At 60.4% G+C, this 17,090-nt stretch carries 15 protein-coding genes; 5 read left to right on the plus strand and 10 right to left on the minus strand.

Features of this window, described 5'->3' with window-relative positions; genetic code table 11:
* Window positions 1–56 precede the first annotated feature (56 nt).
* The 3 genes from secD to ADG881_RS14330 all read left to right on the plus strand — a co-directional run bounded on the left by secD (window position 57) and on the right by ADG881_RS14330 (window position 3,490).
* Complete coding sequence (gene secD, locus ADG881_RS14320; protein ID WP_007150143.1) at window positions 57–1,937, plus strand: protein translocase subunit SecD; 1,881 nt, start codon at window positions 57–59, stop codon at window positions 1,935–1,937.
* A gap of 7 nt (window positions 1,938–1,944) precedes the next feature.
* Window positions 1,945–2,868 carry a protein translocase subunit SecF gene (gene secF / locus ADG881_RS14325; RefSeq protein WP_039926878.1) on the plus strand — a complete coding sequence of 308 codons (924 nt, stop codon included), beginning with the start codon at window positions 1,945–1,947 and terminating at the stop codon, window positions 2,866–2,868.
* Window positions 2,869–2,977: 109 nt separating this feature from the next.
* Window positions 2,978–3,490: a DUF2059 domain-containing protein gene (locus ADG881_RS14330; protein WP_039926879.1), complete on the plus strand. Its 513-nt coding sequence runs from the start codon at window positions 2,978–2,980 to the stop codon at window positions 3,488–3,490.
* Between the two features lie 123 nt (window positions 3,491–3,613).
* Here ADG881_RS14330 and ADG881_RS14335 read toward each other — a convergent pair whose 3' ends face one another.
* The 7 genes from ADG881_RS14335 to suhB all read right to left on the minus strand — a co-directional run bounded on the left by ADG881_RS14335 (window position 3,614) and on the right by suhB (window position 12,615).
* Entirely contained in the window at window positions 3,614–4,819 is a 1,206-nt protein-coding gene (locus ADG881_RS14335; RefSeq protein WP_039926881.1) for a pyridoxal phosphate-dependent aminotransferase, read from the minus strand.
* An 81-nt stretch (window positions 4,820–4,900) separates the two neighbouring features.
* Window positions 4,901–6,307: an amidase gene (locus ADG881_RS14340; protein WP_007148374.1), complete on the minus strand. Its 1,407-nt coding sequence runs from the start codon at window positions 6,305–6,307 to the stop codon at window positions 4,901–4,903.
* 35 nt (window positions 6,308–6,342) lie between these two features.
* Window positions 6,343–7,314 (minus strand): D-2-hydroxyacid dehydrogenase, encoded by a 972-nt coding sequence (locus ADG881_RS14345; protein ID WP_007148450.1) that lies wholly within the window; start codon window positions 7,312–7,314, stop codon window positions 6,343–6,345.
* Window positions 7,315–7,485: 171 nt separating this feature from the next.
* Window positions 7,486–8,733 (minus strand): aspartate aminotransferase family protein, encoded by a 1,248-nt coding sequence (locus ADG881_RS14350; protein WP_156790430.1) that lies wholly within the window; start codon window positions 8,731–8,733, stop codon window positions 7,486–7,488.
* A 93-nt stretch (window positions 8,734–8,826) separates the two neighbouring features.
* Window positions 8,827–9,981, minus strand: coding sequence for an isocitrate/isopropylmalate dehydrogenase family protein (locus ADG881_RS14355; protein WP_007150576.1), 1,155 nt, complete (start codon window positions 9,979–9,981; stop codon window positions 8,827–8,829).
* Between the two features lie 174 nt (window positions 9,982–10,155).
* Window positions 10,156–11,613, minus strand: coding sequence for an NAD-dependent succinate-semialdehyde dehydrogenase (locus tag ADG881_RS14360; RefSeq protein WP_007149127.1), 1,458 nt, complete (start codon window positions 11,611–11,613; stop codon window positions 10,156–10,158).
* 183 nt (window positions 11,614–11,796) lie between these two features.
* Window positions 11,797–12,615 carry an inositol-1-monophosphatase gene (suhB, locus tag ADG881_RS14365; RefSeq protein ID WP_007148721.1) on the minus strand — a complete coding sequence of 273 codons (819 nt, stop codon included), beginning with the start codon at window positions 12,613–12,615 and terminating at the stop codon, window positions 11,797–11,799.
* A gap of 159 nt (window positions 12,616–12,774) precedes the next feature.
* On the opposite strand from suhB, the gene ADG881_RS14370 reads away from it, so the two are divergent.
* Window positions 12,775–13,557 (plus strand): RNA methyltransferase, encoded by a 783-nt coding sequence (locus ADG881_RS14370; RefSeq protein WP_007148326.1) that lies wholly within the window; start codon window positions 12,775–12,777, stop codon window positions 13,555–13,557.
* A 71-nt stretch (window positions 13,558–13,628) separates the two neighbouring features.
* Complete coding sequence (cysE, locus tag ADG881_RS14375) at window positions 13,629–14,396, plus strand: serine O-acetyltransferase (RefSeq protein WP_007148881.1); 768 nt, start codon at window positions 13,629–13,631, stop codon at window positions 14,394–14,396.
* 113 nt (window positions 14,397–14,509) lie between these two features.
* On the opposite strand, the gene ychF is transcribed toward cysE, so the two are convergent.
* The 3 genes from ychF to ADG881_RS14390 all read right to left on the minus strand — a co-directional run bounded on the left by ychF (window position 14,510) and on the right by ADG881_RS14390 (window position 17,023).
* The gene (gene ychF, locus ADG881_RS14380) at window positions 14,510–15,601 is read right to left on the minus strand and encodes a redox-regulated ATPase YchF (RefSeq protein WP_007150675.1); all 1,092 of its coding nucleotides are present in this window, start codon (window positions 15,599–15,601) and stop codon (window positions 14,510–14,512) included.
* Window positions 15,602–15,779: 178 nt separating this feature from the next.
* Window positions 15,780–16,367 carry an aminoacyl-tRNA hydrolase gene (gene pth, locus ADG881_RS14385; RefSeq protein ID WP_007149289.1) on the minus strand — a complete coding sequence of 196 codons (588 nt, stop codon included), beginning with the start codon at window positions 16,365–16,367 and terminating at the stop codon, window positions 15,780–15,782.
* Window positions 16,368–16,375: 8 nt separating this feature from the next.
* A complete protein-coding gene (locus ADG881_RS14390; RefSeq protein ID WP_007149641.1) occupies window positions 16,376–17,023 on the minus strand; it encodes a 50S ribosomal protein L25/general stress protein Ctc in 648 nt (215 codons plus the stop codon).
* Window positions 17,024–17,090: the final 67 nt, after the last annotated feature.

The raw sequence follows: 17,090 nt of genomic DNA on the forward strand, positions 1-17,090 counted from the left end.
TTCGGCGCTCGACGCACTGTCGCACTATTAAAAAACCGGCACTACCGGAAAGAACTATGACCCGCTATCCACGCTGGAAATTTTTCCTGCTTTTGGCTGCCCTTGTTGTTTGCGGCCTTTATGCGCTCCCTAATTTGTACCCGGATGCCCCCGCTATCCAGATCAGCCATTCCGAGGCGGGTGGTGAAGTGTCTGATGTGGCCAGGCAGCGAGTGCTCGGCGCCCTGGATGATGCAGGCCTGAGCCACGGTGACGGCGAAGTGGTGGGGAACTCACTGCTGGTGCGTATGGGCGATACCGAAGCGCAGCTGCGCGCCAAGGACATCGCTGCGGCGACGCTGGGCGATAACTACGTGGTGGCTTTGAACCTGGCGGCGACCACGCCCCAGTGGCTGCGTGAGATCGGCGCCAGCCCCATGAACCTGGGCCTGGACTTGCGTGGCGGGGTGCACTTCCTGCTACAGGTGGACATGGATTCGGTGGTGAAGAGCCGCATGGAAGCCTGGGAAGGTACCGCCAAGCTGACCCTGCGTGATGCGGGCGTGCGTTACCGCGCGGTGTCTGTGGATGGCACCACCCTGACCGCCACCTTTGGCGATCAGGTAGCTGCTGACGCAGCCCGTGCACCGCTGCGTCAGGCGCTGGACAAGCTGGCCATGCAGCCGGCCGGTGACAGCCCGAAGATTGTCATGACGCTGAACGAAACGGCCCTGAAGGAAATGCAGGATTACGCCGTGGACCAGAACCGTACCGCGCTGAACAAGCGGGTCAATGAACTGGGTGTGGCGGAAGCCGTGGTGCAGCGTCAAGGTGCAGACCGCATCGTCGTGCAGCTGCCGGGGATTCAGGATGCGGCCACCGCCCGCCGGATTCTGGGCCGCACCGCGACCCTGGAATTCCGTCTGGTAGACAACAGTGTGTCTTCTGCCCGCCTGCGTTCCGGCATGGCGCCTCCCGGCCTGGAATTCTTCCCGTTCAAGGGACAAGAGGGCCGTATCGTCGCGTTGAATAAATCCAGCATTGCCACCGGTGATCAGGTGATCGATGCCAAGATGGGCTTTGATCAGCAGAACGGTCAGCCGGAAGTGAACGTGACGCTGGATTCCGATGGCGCCCGTCGCATGCAGCGTGTTACCGGCAAGAACGTGGGTAACCCCATGGGCGTGCTGTTTATCGAAACCAAGACCGACGTGAAAAAGGTGATCGACGAAGACGGCAACAGCGTTGATCAGATGACCAGCAGCACGGACAAGTATGTGATCAACGTGGCTACCATCCAGAGCACTCTGGGTAGCCGTTTCCGTATTACCGGGCTGGATAATCCCGCGGAAGCCTCCGAACTGGCATTGCTGCTGCGCGCGGGTTCTCTGGCGGCGCCGGTGAGCATCGTGGAAGAGCGCACCGTGGGCCCGAGCCTGGGGGCGGAAAACATCGAAGCCGGGCTCAAGTCCATGGCGCTGGGTCTGTCGCTGGTGCTGGTCTTCATGGTGATCTGGTACAAGCTGTTTGGCCTGATTGCCAACGTGGCCCTGTTGGGGAACCTGGTGATTATTGTCGGCGTCATGTCGTTGATCCCCGGGGCCACCATGACCTTGCCGGGGATCGCCGGCATCGTGCTGACCGTGGGGATGGCGGTGGATGCCAACGTGCTGATCTTCGAGCGTATTCGTGAAGATTTGCGCAGGGGGCTCAGTCCGCGCCAGGCCATTGAAGAAGGTTACGCGCGCGCATTCACCACCATTATCGATGCCAACATTACCACCCTGATTGTGGCGGTGATTCTGTTTGCGGCGGGTACCGGTTCGGTGCAGGGCTTCGCGGTTACGCTGTTCATCGGCATCCTCACCTCCATGTTCACGGCGATTATCGGTACCCGTGCCATGGCAGAAATGATTTACGGTCGAGGCGCCCGCGCCCCGAGCAAACTGAGCATCTGAGGCGGTTATGAGCAAAGCACCCATGAACATCAATTTTATGGCCGCCCGCAAACCGCTGGGTGTCCTGTCGCTGGCGCTAGTCGTTATTTCCGTGGCGCTGCTGTTGACCCGGGGTCTGAACCTGGGGCTGGATTTCACCGGTGGCACGACCGTGGTAGTCAAAAGCCCGGTAGATGTGGAACTGTCTGAAGTCCGTGCGGATTTGGCCGATGCGGGGTTTGGTGATGCGGTTGTTCAGCATTACGGTTCGCCAAAAGAGGTCAATATTCGAGTCGCCCCCAGGGACGGCAAGGATGCAGACCAGGTTGGCCTGAATGTGGTCGCGGTATTGAAAAACCACAACCCGGACCTGGAAAAACAGAAAGTGGAGTTCGTTGGCCCGCAGGTAGGGGACGAGCTGCGTGACGAGTCGGGCACCGCCATGTTGTTGGCGCTGGGTCTGATGATGGTCTACGTGTGGTTCCGGTTCTCCAACAAGTTCGGCGTGGCCACCGTGGTCGCATTGTTTCACGATGTGATCATCGTGTTGGGATTGTTCTCGCTGATTCAGTGGCCTTTCGACCTGACCGTGCTGGCGGCGGTGCTGGCGCTGATCGGTTACTCGCTTAACGACTCCATTGTAGTGGCTGACCGTATTCGGGAAGATTTCCGCAATTCACGGCAGACGGACCCGGTGGCCATCATCAATGGTGCGGTGAACCAGACGTTGACCCGGACAATCAACACCTCCGCGACTACCTTGTTGGTGCTGGTGGCGCTGTATTTCTTCGGTGGCGAAGTGATGCGTTCCTTTTCGGAAGCCTTGCTGGTAGGGGTCTTCGTGGGTACCTACTCGTCCATCTATGTGGTCAGCAATATCCTCTTCATGATGAAGGTCAGCAAGGAAGACTTCATGGTTCCGGAACCGGAAGAAGTGGATGAAATGCCATAACGGCAATTGATCATTGATAGTGGTTAATTGATAGTAAAAGGCCGTGATTCGTCACGGCCTTTTTGCTTTTCAGGCTGGCGGTGTTGGCGCCGCAATGTTGGAGATAATCATGAAAAAAATACTGACCGTACTGTTGCTGTCTTTCCTGTCGGTAACCGCACAGGCATCGGAACAGGCGGACAAGACGGCTGCCGCCAAAGAGGTGCTGGAAGCCAGTAATGCCAAAGCCATTTTCAGTGAAGCCCGGCGACAGATTGAAGGCATGACCGACCAGGCCCTGACGCAGACTATCCCGGCTGACAACAAGGCCATGATGGAGCGTTATACCTCACGAGTGCAGACCATTCTTGAGGAGGGACTGGATTGGGGCGCCATGGAAGAGCAGATGCTGGCCATTTATCAGCGTACCTTTTCCCTGCAGGAGCTGCGGGACATGGCCGAGTTTTATCAGTCAGACAGTGGCCGGGCGATCATGAAGAAAATGCCCCAGGTAATGGCTGAATCAGTACAGATTTCCCAGCGCCAGATGCAGCATGTGATGCCGTCCCTGCAGCAGATGTTTTCCGATATGGAAGCGGAGTTGGCCCAGGCAGACGCACAAAAAGGTGCGCAGAAACCGTAATCGAAAAAGCGGGTATGGGTCGAACCAGGTGTAGTCGTAATCCGGCATTGGACTCAGGACGATCGCGGGCCGGTTGGGTGCGTTGTTTACGCCCAAGCCGGCCCGTTTTTTTTGCGGCTTTCCTTAACTGAAGTTCTGTTTCTCCATCCAGGGAATAATTCGTTTGAAGGCTTCTTCGATCTGATCCAGCGAGGTGGAGTAACTGATGCGCAGGGCATTGCGCCCGGCGTCCCCAAAGGTATCGCCGGAAATGGTGCAGACCCCGGTCTCGCGCAACAGTTTCAGCGCCACGTTGGCCCCGTCGACGCCTTCCGGTAACGAGGGAAACAGATAGAAAGCGCCATCCGGTTTGTAGCCGGTGAGGTGTGGCGTCTGTTCCACCAATTCCACCAGCCGATCCCGCCGGCGCTGATATTCCTCCACCATGTTGTCGATAAACTGGTTGCTGCCACGCAGTGCGGCGACGCCGGCCCACTGGCAAGGCGTGTTGGCCACTGTGGTGGTGAACATATGGTAGCGGCGCAGTTTCTTGATGGCGCCCTGGCTGCCGATCAGCCAGCCGATGCGCATGCCGGCCATGGAAAAGGTTTTCGAGAAACTGCTGATCACCATGACGTGGTCCAGGTCCGGGCAACAGGACAGCACGCTGGGGTAATCCTTGCCGTCGTAGATCAGGTGGTCGTAGACCTCGTCACTGATCACATGAATGCCGCGATAGGCCGCTTCTTCGACAATGGCTTCGATGGTTTCCCGCGGGTAGATGGTGCCGGTGGGGTTGCTGGGGGAGTTGAGAATGACCGCGAAGGTATTGGGCCCCATGGCATCAATCACTTCCTGGGGATCCAGCTGATGGTTGTTCTCGGCGCGGGTGGCAATGTTACGCACGATGCCACCGTTCATGCGTATCAGTGGGCCGTAGAGCATGAAAGACGGGTCCGGCACGATGAACTCCCGGCCGGGGGCCGAGGTGGCCGTTAACGCCAGATACAGGGCTTCGGTGGCGCCGGTGGTCACCATGAAGTTTTCCGGCACCAGGGTGCGTTGATAGCGTTTGCTGTAGTACTCCGCCAGCGATTCCAGCAGCTCCGGCAGGCCGGCGTCCATGGTGTAACCGGTCTGGCCAGCATAAAGCGCATCCACCCCGGCCTGGATAACGTGCTCCGGCGGTTTGAAGTCGGGCTGGCCGATGGACAGATGAATCACATCGTCCAGGTCGGCAGCCAGATTCACCATGCGGCGGATACCCGGCACCGGAATGGTCAACAGGGCCGGGTTCCAGATCGGGTCTTCGCTTTCGTAGAAATCCGTGTCCAGATTGCTGTTTCCCATCATCTGCTCCTTATCAAACGCCGGACGCCAAGCGCTGGACGCCTGACGCTAAAAGATAGCCCTATGCGCACCGTCGCGCTCCTAGTTCTGTAGCATCGGTGGTCGCTGGGTAAACGGTTGCGCCTGTTCAAAGGCGTGGCCAGCGGCGAGCACCCGGGCATCGTCGAAACGGGCACCGACAATTTGTAGCGCCATGGGCAGGCCGTTGCTGCTGAGCCCCAATGGCACAGACAATGCCGGCTGGCCCGTCAGGTTGAAGGGGTAGGTGAAGGGCGTCCAGGTGGGCCAGCGGGTGCTGGGCCAGTCCACCGGCACTTCCCGGTTGGTGTCGAAGGCCTCGATGGGCAAGCAGGGGGTGATCAGCAGGTCGTACTTGGTGTGGAATACGGCCATACGTTCACTCACCGCCATGCGCTCGTTCATGGCGCCCAGGTAATCCAGCATGCTCAGCTTTTCTGCCTTGGTGGCCACTTCCACCAGTGCCGGGTCCATCAGGCTGCGCTGGCGCTCGCCCAGATCGCGCATGGCATTGGCGGCGCCGCTGTAGAACAGGTGGCTGAATGCCGCCAGCGGGTTGCTGAAGCCCGGGTCGACTTCGCTGACAGTGGCGCCCAGTGATTCGAAAACTCGGGCGGCCTCACGGGTGGCTTTTTCGATTTCCGGGTTCACGTCGGCATAACCCAGAGTGGTGCTCAAGGCGATACGCAGACCTTTGATGGGCTGTTGCAGGGCGGCTACATAATCAATGCCGCGGCGTGGCGCGGCCAGACTGTCGCGGGCATCGGCTTCGCTCATGACGGTCATCATCAGCGCGGCGTCAGCCACGGTGCGGGTCATGGGGCCGGCGTGGGCCAGGGTGCCGAAGGGGCTGGCGGGCCAGTGGGGGACTTCGCTGAATGTGGGCTTGTGGCCGACGATGCCGCAGAAGCCGGCGGGAATACGGATGGAGCCGCCCGCGTCGGTGCCCAGTGCCATGGGCGCCATGCCGGCGGATACGGCGGCCGCGCTGCCGCCACTGCTGCCCCCGGCAGTTTTGCTCGGGTCCCAGGGGTTGTTGGTGGGGCCACACAGGGGGCTGTCGGTAATCCCTTTCCAGCCAAACTCGGGGGTGGTGGTCTTGCCCAGCGGCACATAACCGTGGCGTTCCAGTGCGGCGACGGCCGGGGAGCGTTTTTCCAGGGTGCTGGCGGGATCGATGGTTTTCGACCCTTTCAGGGTGGGCCACATGGGGGTAAGGAAGACGTCTTTGACCGCAACCGGCACCCCGTCAAGCAGGCCGTCGGCGTTGCCGTTCTGGTATCGCTGTTCGGCTTCGCGAGCCCATTGCAGGGTGGTATCACGGTCGATCAGACACCAGGCGTTGAGCGCCTCATCATGGCGCTCAACATGATCCAGCAGGGTGTTGCACACCTCCACGGGTGACAGGGCGCCGGTCTGGTAAGCGGCTTTCAGCGCCTGGGCGCTCATGGTCAGTAATTCCTTACTCATCGACGATCCTCCTGGGGTGGCCCGTCGCGGCGGGCTCACCGATTGGTTACATAGCCGTGTTCCTTGCTGACGGGGTTGTCCAGTGGCTGACCCCGGCGCCAGCGGTGGAAGTTATCGACAAATTGCTGGCCCAGCGCCTGGCGCCAGCCAATGAAGTCCCCGGCCATATGCGCCGAGATCATCACCTTGGGGTGATTCCATAGTGGGTGGTCGGCGGGCAGGGGTTCCGCTTCAAACACATCCAGTGCTGCCCCGGCCAGCCGGCCGCGTTGCAGGGCTTGCAGCAGGGCGTCGGTGCGCACGATGGGGCCGCGACCGACGTTGACGAGAGCCGCGCCGGGCTTCATCTGCCGGAAGGTGGCGGCGTCGAAGAGGCCGTCGGTGTCCGGTGTCAGCGGTGCGGTGATCACCACATAGTCCGCGTCACCGAGCAGGGCAGGCAGATCCTGCTGTCGGTGGACCCGATCAAAGGCGCTGTCCTGGCGTGCATGGCGGGCGGTGCCGATCACGTTCATGCCCATGGCGCCGAGCACCGTGGCGACTTCCCGGCCAATAGAGCCGGCGCCCACGATAAGTGCATTGGCGCCGCGCAGCATGCGGGTTTCACGGTGTTGCCAGCGGTGCTGTTCTTTCAGTGCCAGGTTGCCGAGCGTGTCCTTGGCGAACATCAGCAGGGCGCCCAGCACGTATTCGGCGATGCCGCGATCGAAAATGCCGCGGGCGTTGGTGACCACGATGTCACTGTGTTTGATCGGGTCGATCATCAGCGCATCCACGCCGGCACTGGTGGCATGGACCCAGCGCACCGGGCAGTTATCCGGCCACACTTCCTCCAGCAGGTCGGTGCGGAAATCGGTGACCACCAGTACCTGGGTGTCCGGCAGCGCGGCCCGGAGTGCATCAGGTGTGCGCACTTCCCGCACCCGGGCGTGGTCGCTGAGGGAGTCCAGGCCCGGCAGGGACGGTTCGTCTTCGGCCAGCAGGACGGTGATGGTGGTGTCGGTCATCGAATCTCCTTTTGAGTTGAAAGTGAAAAGTTCAAAGTTGAAAGATCCGGGGTAGCTTGTCGTAAGACAAAAGCCTTGCCCGCGTATATTCAAAGTACACGCGCGGCTTCATAGGGGCCTGTTAACCCTATGCCGGGATCGCGTTTAAACTTTTAACTTTCATCTTTTAACTCATGTTTCTTTCAGTGCGGCATCAAACAGTTCTACCGCTTTTTCGATTTCCGCTTCGGTGACGGTGAGCGGTGGCAACCAGCGTACCACCTGGCCCTGGGTGCCGCAGCGCAACATCAGCATGCCGTTATTTTCGCAATGCTTGAGCAGCTTGCCGGCGCGGTCGCCATCGGGGGTGTGTGAGGCACTGACAATTTCCAAGCCCAGCATGAGCCCCATGCCGCGAATTTCATCAATGCAGTCATGCTGTTTTTGCAGGCCCTGCAAGTGAGTGAGTAGCTGCTGGCCGAGCTTGTCGGCGCGGGGCACCAGCTGCTCTTCCTCAATAACGTCCAGGGTGGCCAGTGCGGCGGCGCAGGCCACCGCATTGGCGCCATAGGTGCCGCCCTGGGAACCGGGGTAGCCGTGGGTCATCAGGTCGCGGCTGGCGGCGATGGCGGAGAGTGGATAGCCGCTGGCCAGCCCCTTGGCAGTGACGATGATGTCGGGTTTTACATCGAAATGTTCGTGGCTCCAGAACTTGCCGGTGCGGCCAAAACCGGCCTGGATTTCATCGGCAATGAGCAGGATGCCGTGCTTGTCGCAGCGTTCGCGCAGGCCTTTCATGAAGGCGGCCGAGGCGGGGTAATAGCCGTACTCGCCCTGCACCGGTTCGATAATCATGGCGGCGGTGTCGGCCGGGTTGCACTCGGTGGCGAAGATATGGTCCAGCTCGTTGAGGCAGTCGGTGACACACTGATCCATGTCCTGCTTATAGCGATAAGCGTGCGGGAACGGGGCAATGCTGACCCCGGCCATCAGCGGCTGCCAGCCGGTACGTACCTTGCTGGTGGACGTGGTCAGCGAGGCCGCGGCCAGGGTGCGGCCGTGGAAGCCACCGCGAAAGGCGATGAGATTGGTGCGGCCGGTGGCCTGGCGCGCCAGGCGAATGGCCGCTTCCACAGACTCGCTGCCGGAGTTGGAAAAGGCCACCGCATCAAGCCCTTTGGGCAGGTGTTCGTAGAGCCGGTCGGTGAGGGCCAGCATGTTGGGGTGAGTGACGGTGGCGTACTGGGCGTGAACCAGCTTGGCGACCTGAGCCTGCGTGGCGGCGACCACTTTGGGGTGACAGTGGCCGGTGGAGGTCACGCCGATGCCGGAGGTGAAGTCCAGCCAGCGGTTGCCTTTTTCATCATAGAGCCAGCTACCTTCGCCGCGCTCTGCGCAAATCCCGCTGGACTGAACCAGTAAGGGGGACAAATGACTCATGGTGCCTCCTTTCTCATCGCTCATTGCCGTCGTTGTCTGATGCCAGCGGGATGAAAATACGCCCCGCCGGTGCTATGACGTTACCGGCCCGTGTTACGGAGCCAGCAATGCGTAAAGCCGTTGTCCTGTTTCCCGGGTGCCGGTGGCCTGGGCCCCGTTGGTCAGTGTGGGGTCATTTCCCTTGGCCAGGTCCGCCGTTACCGTGTCATGCAGATGTTGTGCCGCATTGCCCAGGGCCGGGTGGTGGGGGGCGAGCCATTCCAGGGTCATGGCCAGGCTGAGCAGGGTGGCGCGGGGGTCGGCCAGATTCTGCCCGGCAATGTCCGGTGCGCTGCCGTGGACCGGTTCGAATAACGCGGGAATATTGTTGTCGGCCGGATTCAGGTTGGCGGAGGGGGCGAGTCCGGGGCCGCCGCAGAGCACCGCCGCCAGGTCGGTGAGAATGTCGCCGTGCAGGTTGCTGGCCACCACCACATCGAAACGCCAGGGGCACTGGACAAATTTCATGCAGGCCGCATCCACCAGTTCGTGGTGGGTGTCCACATCCGGATACTCCTGGGCCAGGCGCAGAAAGGTTTCGGTGTACAGGTCGCCCCAGAAGGGCTGGGCGTTGCGTTTGGTGATCAGGCAGACCTGTGAGGCTTTTTCGTTCTTGAACTGGCGCGGCCGATGACGTTGGGTGGCCCGCTGGCGGGCGCGCTCAAAGGCATGACGAATCAAACGCTCAGTGGCGGAGGCGGTAAATACCTCCACCTGCGTGGCCACTTCGTGGGGCGTGCCGGCTCGCAGGCGACCGCCCTGGTTGCTGTATTCACCTTCGCTGTTTTCGCGAATCACCAGCATGTCCACATCGTTGGCGCGTGGATCGCTGAGGTATTGGGGCGCGCCGGGCTGCCAGCGGGCTGGCCGCTCACAGGCCCACAGGTCCAGTTGTTTGCGCAGTGCCAGCAGCGGCGAGAGAGAAATGCTGTCGGGCAGCACAAAACGGTCCGGATCATCCAGTGGCCCCGGGTCGCCCAGGGCCCCCAACAAAATGGCATCAAAGGCGCGTAGCTGGTCGACGCCATCATCCGGCATCATCTGCCCGTGTTGCTGGTGCCAGGCGTGAGACGGCCAGGGGAAAGAGTGACAGGACAGCGGCAACTGAAAGCGGTCAATCAGCAGTGTTAACGCTTGTTCGGCCACGGCCATGACTTCAGGGCCGATGCCGTCGCCGGGGAGCAGGGCGATGTTTAGCCGTTTCGTCATCCTTAACTCCGAGTTGCGAGTTTAAAGTTGAAAGTTAAAACGCGGAGAACAGTAATTGTGTTCTCGGCCTGTTGATCTTCGCGCAGCTTGGTCTGTGCAGGCGGGCACCGATGCTTCGCGTGCTCGATACTCTGTCGCGACTTTCAACTTTTAACTTTCAACTCGCTCCTGGTTTCAACTTCCCATGCACAGATATTTCGTTTCCAGATACTCTTCCATGCCCTGGTGGGAGCCTTCGCGGCCCAGGCCGGATTCCTTGACCCCGCCAAATGGTGCGGTGGCATTGGAAATCAACCCTTCGTTGACGCCGACCATGCCGCTTTCCAGTGCTTCTGCCACGCGCCAGCAGCGGTGGATATTGTCGCTGTAGAAGTATGCTGCCAGCCCGTAAGGGGTGTCGTTGGCAATGCGGATGGCGTCTTCTTCGGTTTTAAAGGGAATGATGGCCGCCAGCGGCCCGAAGGTTTCGTCCTGGCAGAGTTGGGCATCGGTGGAAACGCCGGTGATCAGCGTGGGCTGAACGAAGCTGCCGCCCCGTTCGTGGCGCTGGCCCCCGGTGATGACCCGGGCGCCCTTGCCCAGTGCATCTTCCAGATGCTCCATGACTTTATCGGAGGCGCCCCGGTTGATAAGGGCAGCCTGGGAAACGCCTTCTTCAAAGCCATCGCCTACTTTCATGGCTTCGATGGCAACCTTGAATTTCTCCACAAAGGCATCGTGGATGCTTTCCTGTACCAGGAAACGGTTCACGCACACGCAGGTCTGGCCGGTGTTGCGAAACTTGCTGGCCATGGCGCCTTCCACGGCTTTATCCAGGTTGGCATCGTCGAACACCAGAAAGGGGGCGTTGCCGCCCAGTTCCAGTGAGACCTTCTGGATGTGTTTGGCGCACTGGGCCATCAGCTGGCTGCCCACTTCGGTGGAGCCGGTGAAGCTCAGTTTGCGAACCTTGGGGGAGTCGGTGATTGCCGTGGAGATGGCGCCGGCGCTGCCGGTGATAACGTTGAAAACCCCCGCAGGAATGCCGGCGCGGTCGGCAAGTTCGGCCAGCGCCAGTGCGGAGTACGGGGTGGCGCTGGCGGGTTTGACCACCATGGTGCAGCCTGCGGCCAGGGCCGCCCCGGCTTTGCGGGTAATCATCGAGGAGGGAAAGTTCCAGGGCGTGATCGCGGCGGTGACCCCGATGGGTTGTTTGATCACCACGATCTGCTGGCCGGGTTTGGACGCGGGAATGGTGTCGCCATAGGCCCGGCGCGCTTCTTCGGCAAACCATTTCAGGAAAGAGGCAGAGTAAGCGATTTCCCCTTTGGCCTCGGGCAGGGGCTTGCCCTGTTCCAGCGTCATCAGGCGGCCCAGGTCTTCCTGGTGCTCCATCATCAGGTCGTGCCAGGCCATCAGCAGGTTGGCCCGTTCGGCGGCGGTCTTGTCGCGCCAGCCGGGAAAAGCCTGGTGGGCGGCGTCGATGGCGCGGCGGGTTTCGGCTTCGCCCATGCGGGGCGAGGTGCCGATGTCTTCGCCGTTTGCCGGGTTGTCGACCGCAAAGGTGGCGCCGTCGTCAGCATCACACCACTGACCATCGATGTAGCACTGTTGGCGGAACAGGGTGCTGTCCGTGAGAGAAACCGTTGCCATGAAGCGTCTCCTTGCTGAACCGTTATACCTGACACGCTAGCAAAGCGTGCCGAGATGTCCATGCCACAGACAGCACTTTCGTATTGAAGTCTAAGGAGTTTTTACAAAACGGGGTGAGGGGACAGGCAGGAAAAAACCTTCCTCCGCAGCGGGAGGAAGGGGGAAGGTGAGGCTGTGCGGGGGTTAGCGCTTCAGGCTGTCGTTCAGATGAGGTTTGATTTTTTGCAGCAAGCCCTTAAAGACTTTCGGGCTGCCGGCGACGATACCGCCGCTTTCCAGGTACTTGTGGCCACCGCTCAGGTCGCCAACCAGGCCGCCGGCTTCGGTAATCAGCAGTACGCCTGCGGCCATGTCCCACTCTGCCAGGCCGAATTCAAAGAAGCCGTCCAGCCGGCCGGCGGCCAGCCAGGCCAGGTCCAGGGCTGCGGAACCGGGGCGACGCAGGCCGGCGGTGGAGGCCGCGATATCCGCGAACATGCCCAGGTAGGCGTCCATATGCGGGGCCTGGTCCTTGCGGAACGGGAAGCCGGTGCCAATCAGGCAGCCTTCCAGGCTAGCCCGGTTGGTGCAGCGAATGCGGCGGCCATTGAGGGCAGCGCCACGGCCACGGCTGGCGGTGAATTCTTCGTCGCGGTTGGGATCGTAAATGACTGCATGCTCGATTTTGCCTTTGAATTTGAGGGCAATGGAGACGCAGTACTGGGGGAAGCCATGGATGAAGTTGGTAGTGCCGTCCAGTGGGTCGATGATCCACTGGTAGTCTTTACCGTCGCCACTGCCTTCGAGCATACCGGATTCTTCAGCCAGAATGCTGTGGTCCGGGTAGGCCTTGCGAATCACATCGATGATGCGCGCTTCTGCAGCGCGATCCACTTCGGTGACGAAGTCGTTCATGCCCTTTTTCGTGACAGACACGGGATCACTGCTTTCAGCAGCTCTGCGAATCAGATTTCCCGCCTGACGGGCGGCTCGCAGGGCGATATTCACTTGCGGCGCATGCATGGCATCTATCCTCAATATGGCGTGTGGCGTAACAGTGTTAAAGAGCGCGGGGCAGGGAAACTCGGGGTTCCCGTTCCGGGGCGCGGATTGTAGCAGAGCCCGCGCGATCAGGGCAGCCGCCGTGTTAAGATTAGCGCCTTTTTTAACGAGAGGCCTCCCATGTTGGAAAATGTGCGCATTGTGATGGTGGAAACCTCCCACCCCGGCAATATCGGCGCGGCTGCCCGGGCCATGAAAACCATGGGCCTGTCGGATCTGCGTCTGGTGCAGCCGCAGGCCTACCCCAGTGTGGAGGCGACGGCGCGCGCCTCCGGTGCCGGCGATGTGCTGGAGGCTGCACAGGTATGCAACAGCGTGGACGAGGCCCTGGAAGGCGCCACTCTGGTGATTGGCACCAGCGCCCGTCAGCGGCGCATTCCGTGGCCTTGCCTGACACCACGCCAGTTGGCGGCTCAGTTGTCTCACGATCTGGCCAATGCGCCGCAGAATACCCGCATCGCGGTGTTGTTCGGCCGTGAGGACCGGGGGCTGACCAACGACGAGCTGCGCCGCTGCAATCTTCATGTGAGCGTGCCCACCAACCCGGAGTATGGGGTCTTGAATGTGGCGTCGGCGGTCCAATTAATCAGTTACGAGCTGCGCCTGGCGTTGTTGGGGGACGACTTTGAGCTGCAGGAATCCCGTTCCCGTCGCGAGGTCATGCCGTTGCCGGAAATGTTCTGGGATGAGCCGCCGGCCACCAACGAAGCGGTATCGGGGTTTCTGGACCACCTGGAAAAGGTGATGGCGCAGAGTGGATTCCTGAATCCGGAGCAGCCCGGGCAGGTGATGACGCGCATGCGCCGTTTGTTTATGCGCGCCCGACCGGACAAAATGGAAATGAGCATTTTGCGGGGCGTATTGGTGGCGTTGGAGAAAAAAATGCCGCGAGATGATGGCTGATGTGCCGTAACAAACGGTTATTGGCGTCATCCTAACGGGCCCAGGCCCAAGGCTTCGATGTTGAGGTAGTTATGTTTGATCAAGTGCGCGAGGACATCCGTTCGGTCTTTCACCGGGACCCGGCGGCCCGCAATACGCTGGAAGTGTTGCTCAACTATCCCGGTTTGCACGCAGTGCTTTTCCATCGGTTGGCCCATGGGCTATGGACGCGCAACTTCAAGCAACTGGCACGGTTGTTATCCACGTTTTCGCGCTGGCTCACCGGTATCGAAATTCATCCCGGTGCCAAAATTGGCCGTCGTTTCTTTATCGATCACGGTATGGGGGTGGTGATCGGTGAAACCGCAGAAATCGGTGATGACGTGACCTTGTATCACGGCGTTACCCTGGGTGGCACCAGCTGGAGCAAGGGCAAGCGCCACCCGACCCTGGAAGACGGTGTGGTGGTTGGTGCAGGAGCCAAGGTGCTGGGGCCGTTTACGGTGCACAAGAATGCCAAGATTGGCTCCAATTCTGTGGTTACCAAGGAGGTGCCGGAAGGGGCGACAGTGGTCGGTATCCCGGGCCGGGTGATTAGCCATCCGTTGACCGAGAAAGAAAAGACTCGCCAGGAAATGGCCGAGAAGATCGGCTTCCAGGCCTATGGTGTCAGTAACGACATGCCTGACCCGGTGGCGGAAGCGATTCACCTGTTGCTGGATCACATGCACGCGGTGGACAACAAGCTGGATCGGGTCTGCACCAACCTGAAAAAGCAGGGCATTCAGGGTTGCGATGAGAAGCTGCCGGAGCTGAAGGATGAAGACTTCGAGCCGGTGAATGCGGGCGGTACGGACTAAAAGGGCAATGAATAGTTAACAGTTAATAATTAATAGCTAAATAAAAAGGCCGCCCTGGAAGGGCGGCTTTTTTTTGTTCGCGTGTTGCATGAAGCGTGGTGCGTGCAGCGTTCTTATACGTTGAAACGGAAATGCACCACGTCGCCATCCTTGACGATGTATTCCTTGCCTTCCAGGCGCCACTTGCCGGCTTCCTTGGCACCCTGCTCGCCGTTGTTGTCGATGTAATCATCGTAGCCGGTGACTTCGGCACGAATGAAACCTTTCTCGAAATCCGTATGAATCACGCCGGCAGCCTGGGGGGCGGTGGCGCCAACCCGAACAGTCCAGGCGCGCACTTCCTTAACGCCGGCGGTGAAGTAGGTCTGCAGGCCGAGCAAGTCAAAGCCGGCACGAATCACCCGGTTCAGGCCCGGTTCTTCCATGCCAAGGTCAGCGAGGAAGTCGGCTTTTTCTTCGTCGTCCAGCTCAGCAATTTCCGATTCAATCTTGGCGCAGATCGGCACCACGGAGGAATTTTCTTTCTCGGCCAGCTCGCGCACAGCGTCCAGCAGGGCGTTGTCCTCAAAGCCACCTTCGTCCACGTTGGCAATATACATGGTGGGTTTCAGGGTCAGCAGGTTGAGGCTTTTAATTGCCTTGCGCTCATCGTCAGTGAGCTCCACGGAACGGGCCGGGTCGCCTTCGTTCAGGGCGGGCAGTACCTTGTCCAGTACCGGCAGCAGGCCTTTGGCGTCCTTGTCCTGGCCCTTGGCGGCCTTGGTGGCGCGCAGGTGGGCTTTTTCTACCGTGTCCAGGTCGGCCAGGGCCAGCTCGGTGTTGATCACGGCGATATCGTCCAGCGGGGATACCTTGCCGGATACGTGGATCACGTTTTCATCGTCGAAGCAGCGCACCACGTGAGCGATGGCGTCGGTTTCACGGATGTTGGCCAGGAATTTGTTGCCCAGCCCTTCGCCTTTGGAGGCGCCAGCGACCAGGCCGGCAATGTCAACGAATTCCATGGTGGCGGGCATCACCCGCTCCGGGCTGACGATGGCGGAGAGTTTGTCCAGACGCGGGTCTGGCACCGGTACCACGCCGGTGTTGGGTTCAATGGTGCAGAACGGGAAGTTCTCGGCATCAATACCCGCTTTGGTCAGCGCGTTGAACAGGGTGGATTTGCCCACGTTGGGCAGACCGACGATACCGCATTTGAAACCCATGACAGACCTCCATTTTTCGAGGCCGCAATGCTACATGAGCGGCAAGCGACAAGCTACAACGCGCCGCCGCTATGGAGGAGGCGTGTACGCCATGAGGTCGCTCTCATGGTCAGGGCGCGGCTCGTTGCTTTAAATCAAAGAAAGCGGCTCTCGCGTTGTCGCGTGCGTGTGGCTGATCTTACGCTTTAAAGCCGTTGAGGTGGTTCATGGCGCCGTTCAGGTCGCCGCGGAGCATGTCGGCGGTGTAGTGGGCGGCTTCATCGATGGCGCGATCGATCAGGTCCCGGTCGGCTTTGGAGGGTTTGTTCAGCACGTGGGGGGTAACCCGGTCTGCAGAGCCGGGGTGGCCGATGCCCAGGCGTAGCCGGTAAAAGTCGCGGCTGTTGCCATGTCGGCTGATGATGTCGCGCAGACCATTGTGGCCTCCGTGGCCGCCGCCTTGCTTGAAGCGGGCACAGCCGGGGGGCAGGTCGAGCTCGTCGTGAGCAATCAGCATCTGCGTAACGGGAATCTTGAAGAAATTTGCCAGTGCGGCGGTTGCCTGACCACTGCGGTTCATGAAGGTGGTCGGAACCAGCAGGCGGATCGTTTCGCCTTCAAAGGAGAAGGTGGCGGTGAGGCCGAAATATTTCTTGTCTTCGGTAAGGAAGACGCCCTGGCGTCGGGCCAGGGCGTCTACATACCAGACGCCGGCATTGTGGCGGGTGTCTTCGTATTCGCGGCCCGGATTGCCCAGGCCCACGATCAGTCGAACAGGTTCCGCCACGGTGCGTCTTATTCCTCGCCTGAGGCTTCTTCGCCTGCCGCTTCGTCGGCATCGTCATCAGCGGACGCACGGACTTTCGGCTGGTGAACCGCAGCTACCGGCTGGTCGTGGTCGTCGCCCAGAGCAAGCTGGGTCAGTTCCACGCCTTTCGGCAGTTTCAGATCGGACAGGTGAATAACGGTCTCCAGCTCAGCGTTAGCCATGTCCACTTCGATGAACTCTGGCAGGTGCTGGGGCAGACAGCTCACTTCCACTTCCGCGTAGTTGTGCTGAATCTCGCCGCCTTGCTTCTTCACGCCGATAGAGCTTTCTTCGTTGATGAAGTGCAGGGGAACGTTCATGGTGATCTTGTGGGTCTTGTCGACGCGCAGCAGATCCACGTGCAGCGGGTGGCCCTTGGCAGGATGACGCTGCATGTCACGCAGTACGGCCTGTACACTGGCACCGTCCAGCTTCAGGGTCAGGATGTGGCTGTAGAACGCTTCGTTTTCCAGGGCTTTTTTCAGCTCGCGCAGTTCAACGCTGATCATCTGCGGCTCGGCTTCGCCACCGTAGAGGATGCCGGGAACACGTTCTTGCAGACGACGCAGGCGGCGGCTCGCACCTTTCCCTGTATCGCTGCGGCTTTCTGCATTCAGCAGGAATTCATTGGACATGGTCTGTCTCCAGTATGCTCTCGGGCTTCCCGCGACCAGGTCGGCCAGAGAGGTTGATAAAGCCACG

Source organism: Alcanivorax sp. DG881, from assembly GCF_000155615.1.
GTDB lineage: Bacteria > Pseudomonadota > Gammaproteobacteria > Pseudomonadales > Alcanivoracaceae > Alcanivorax.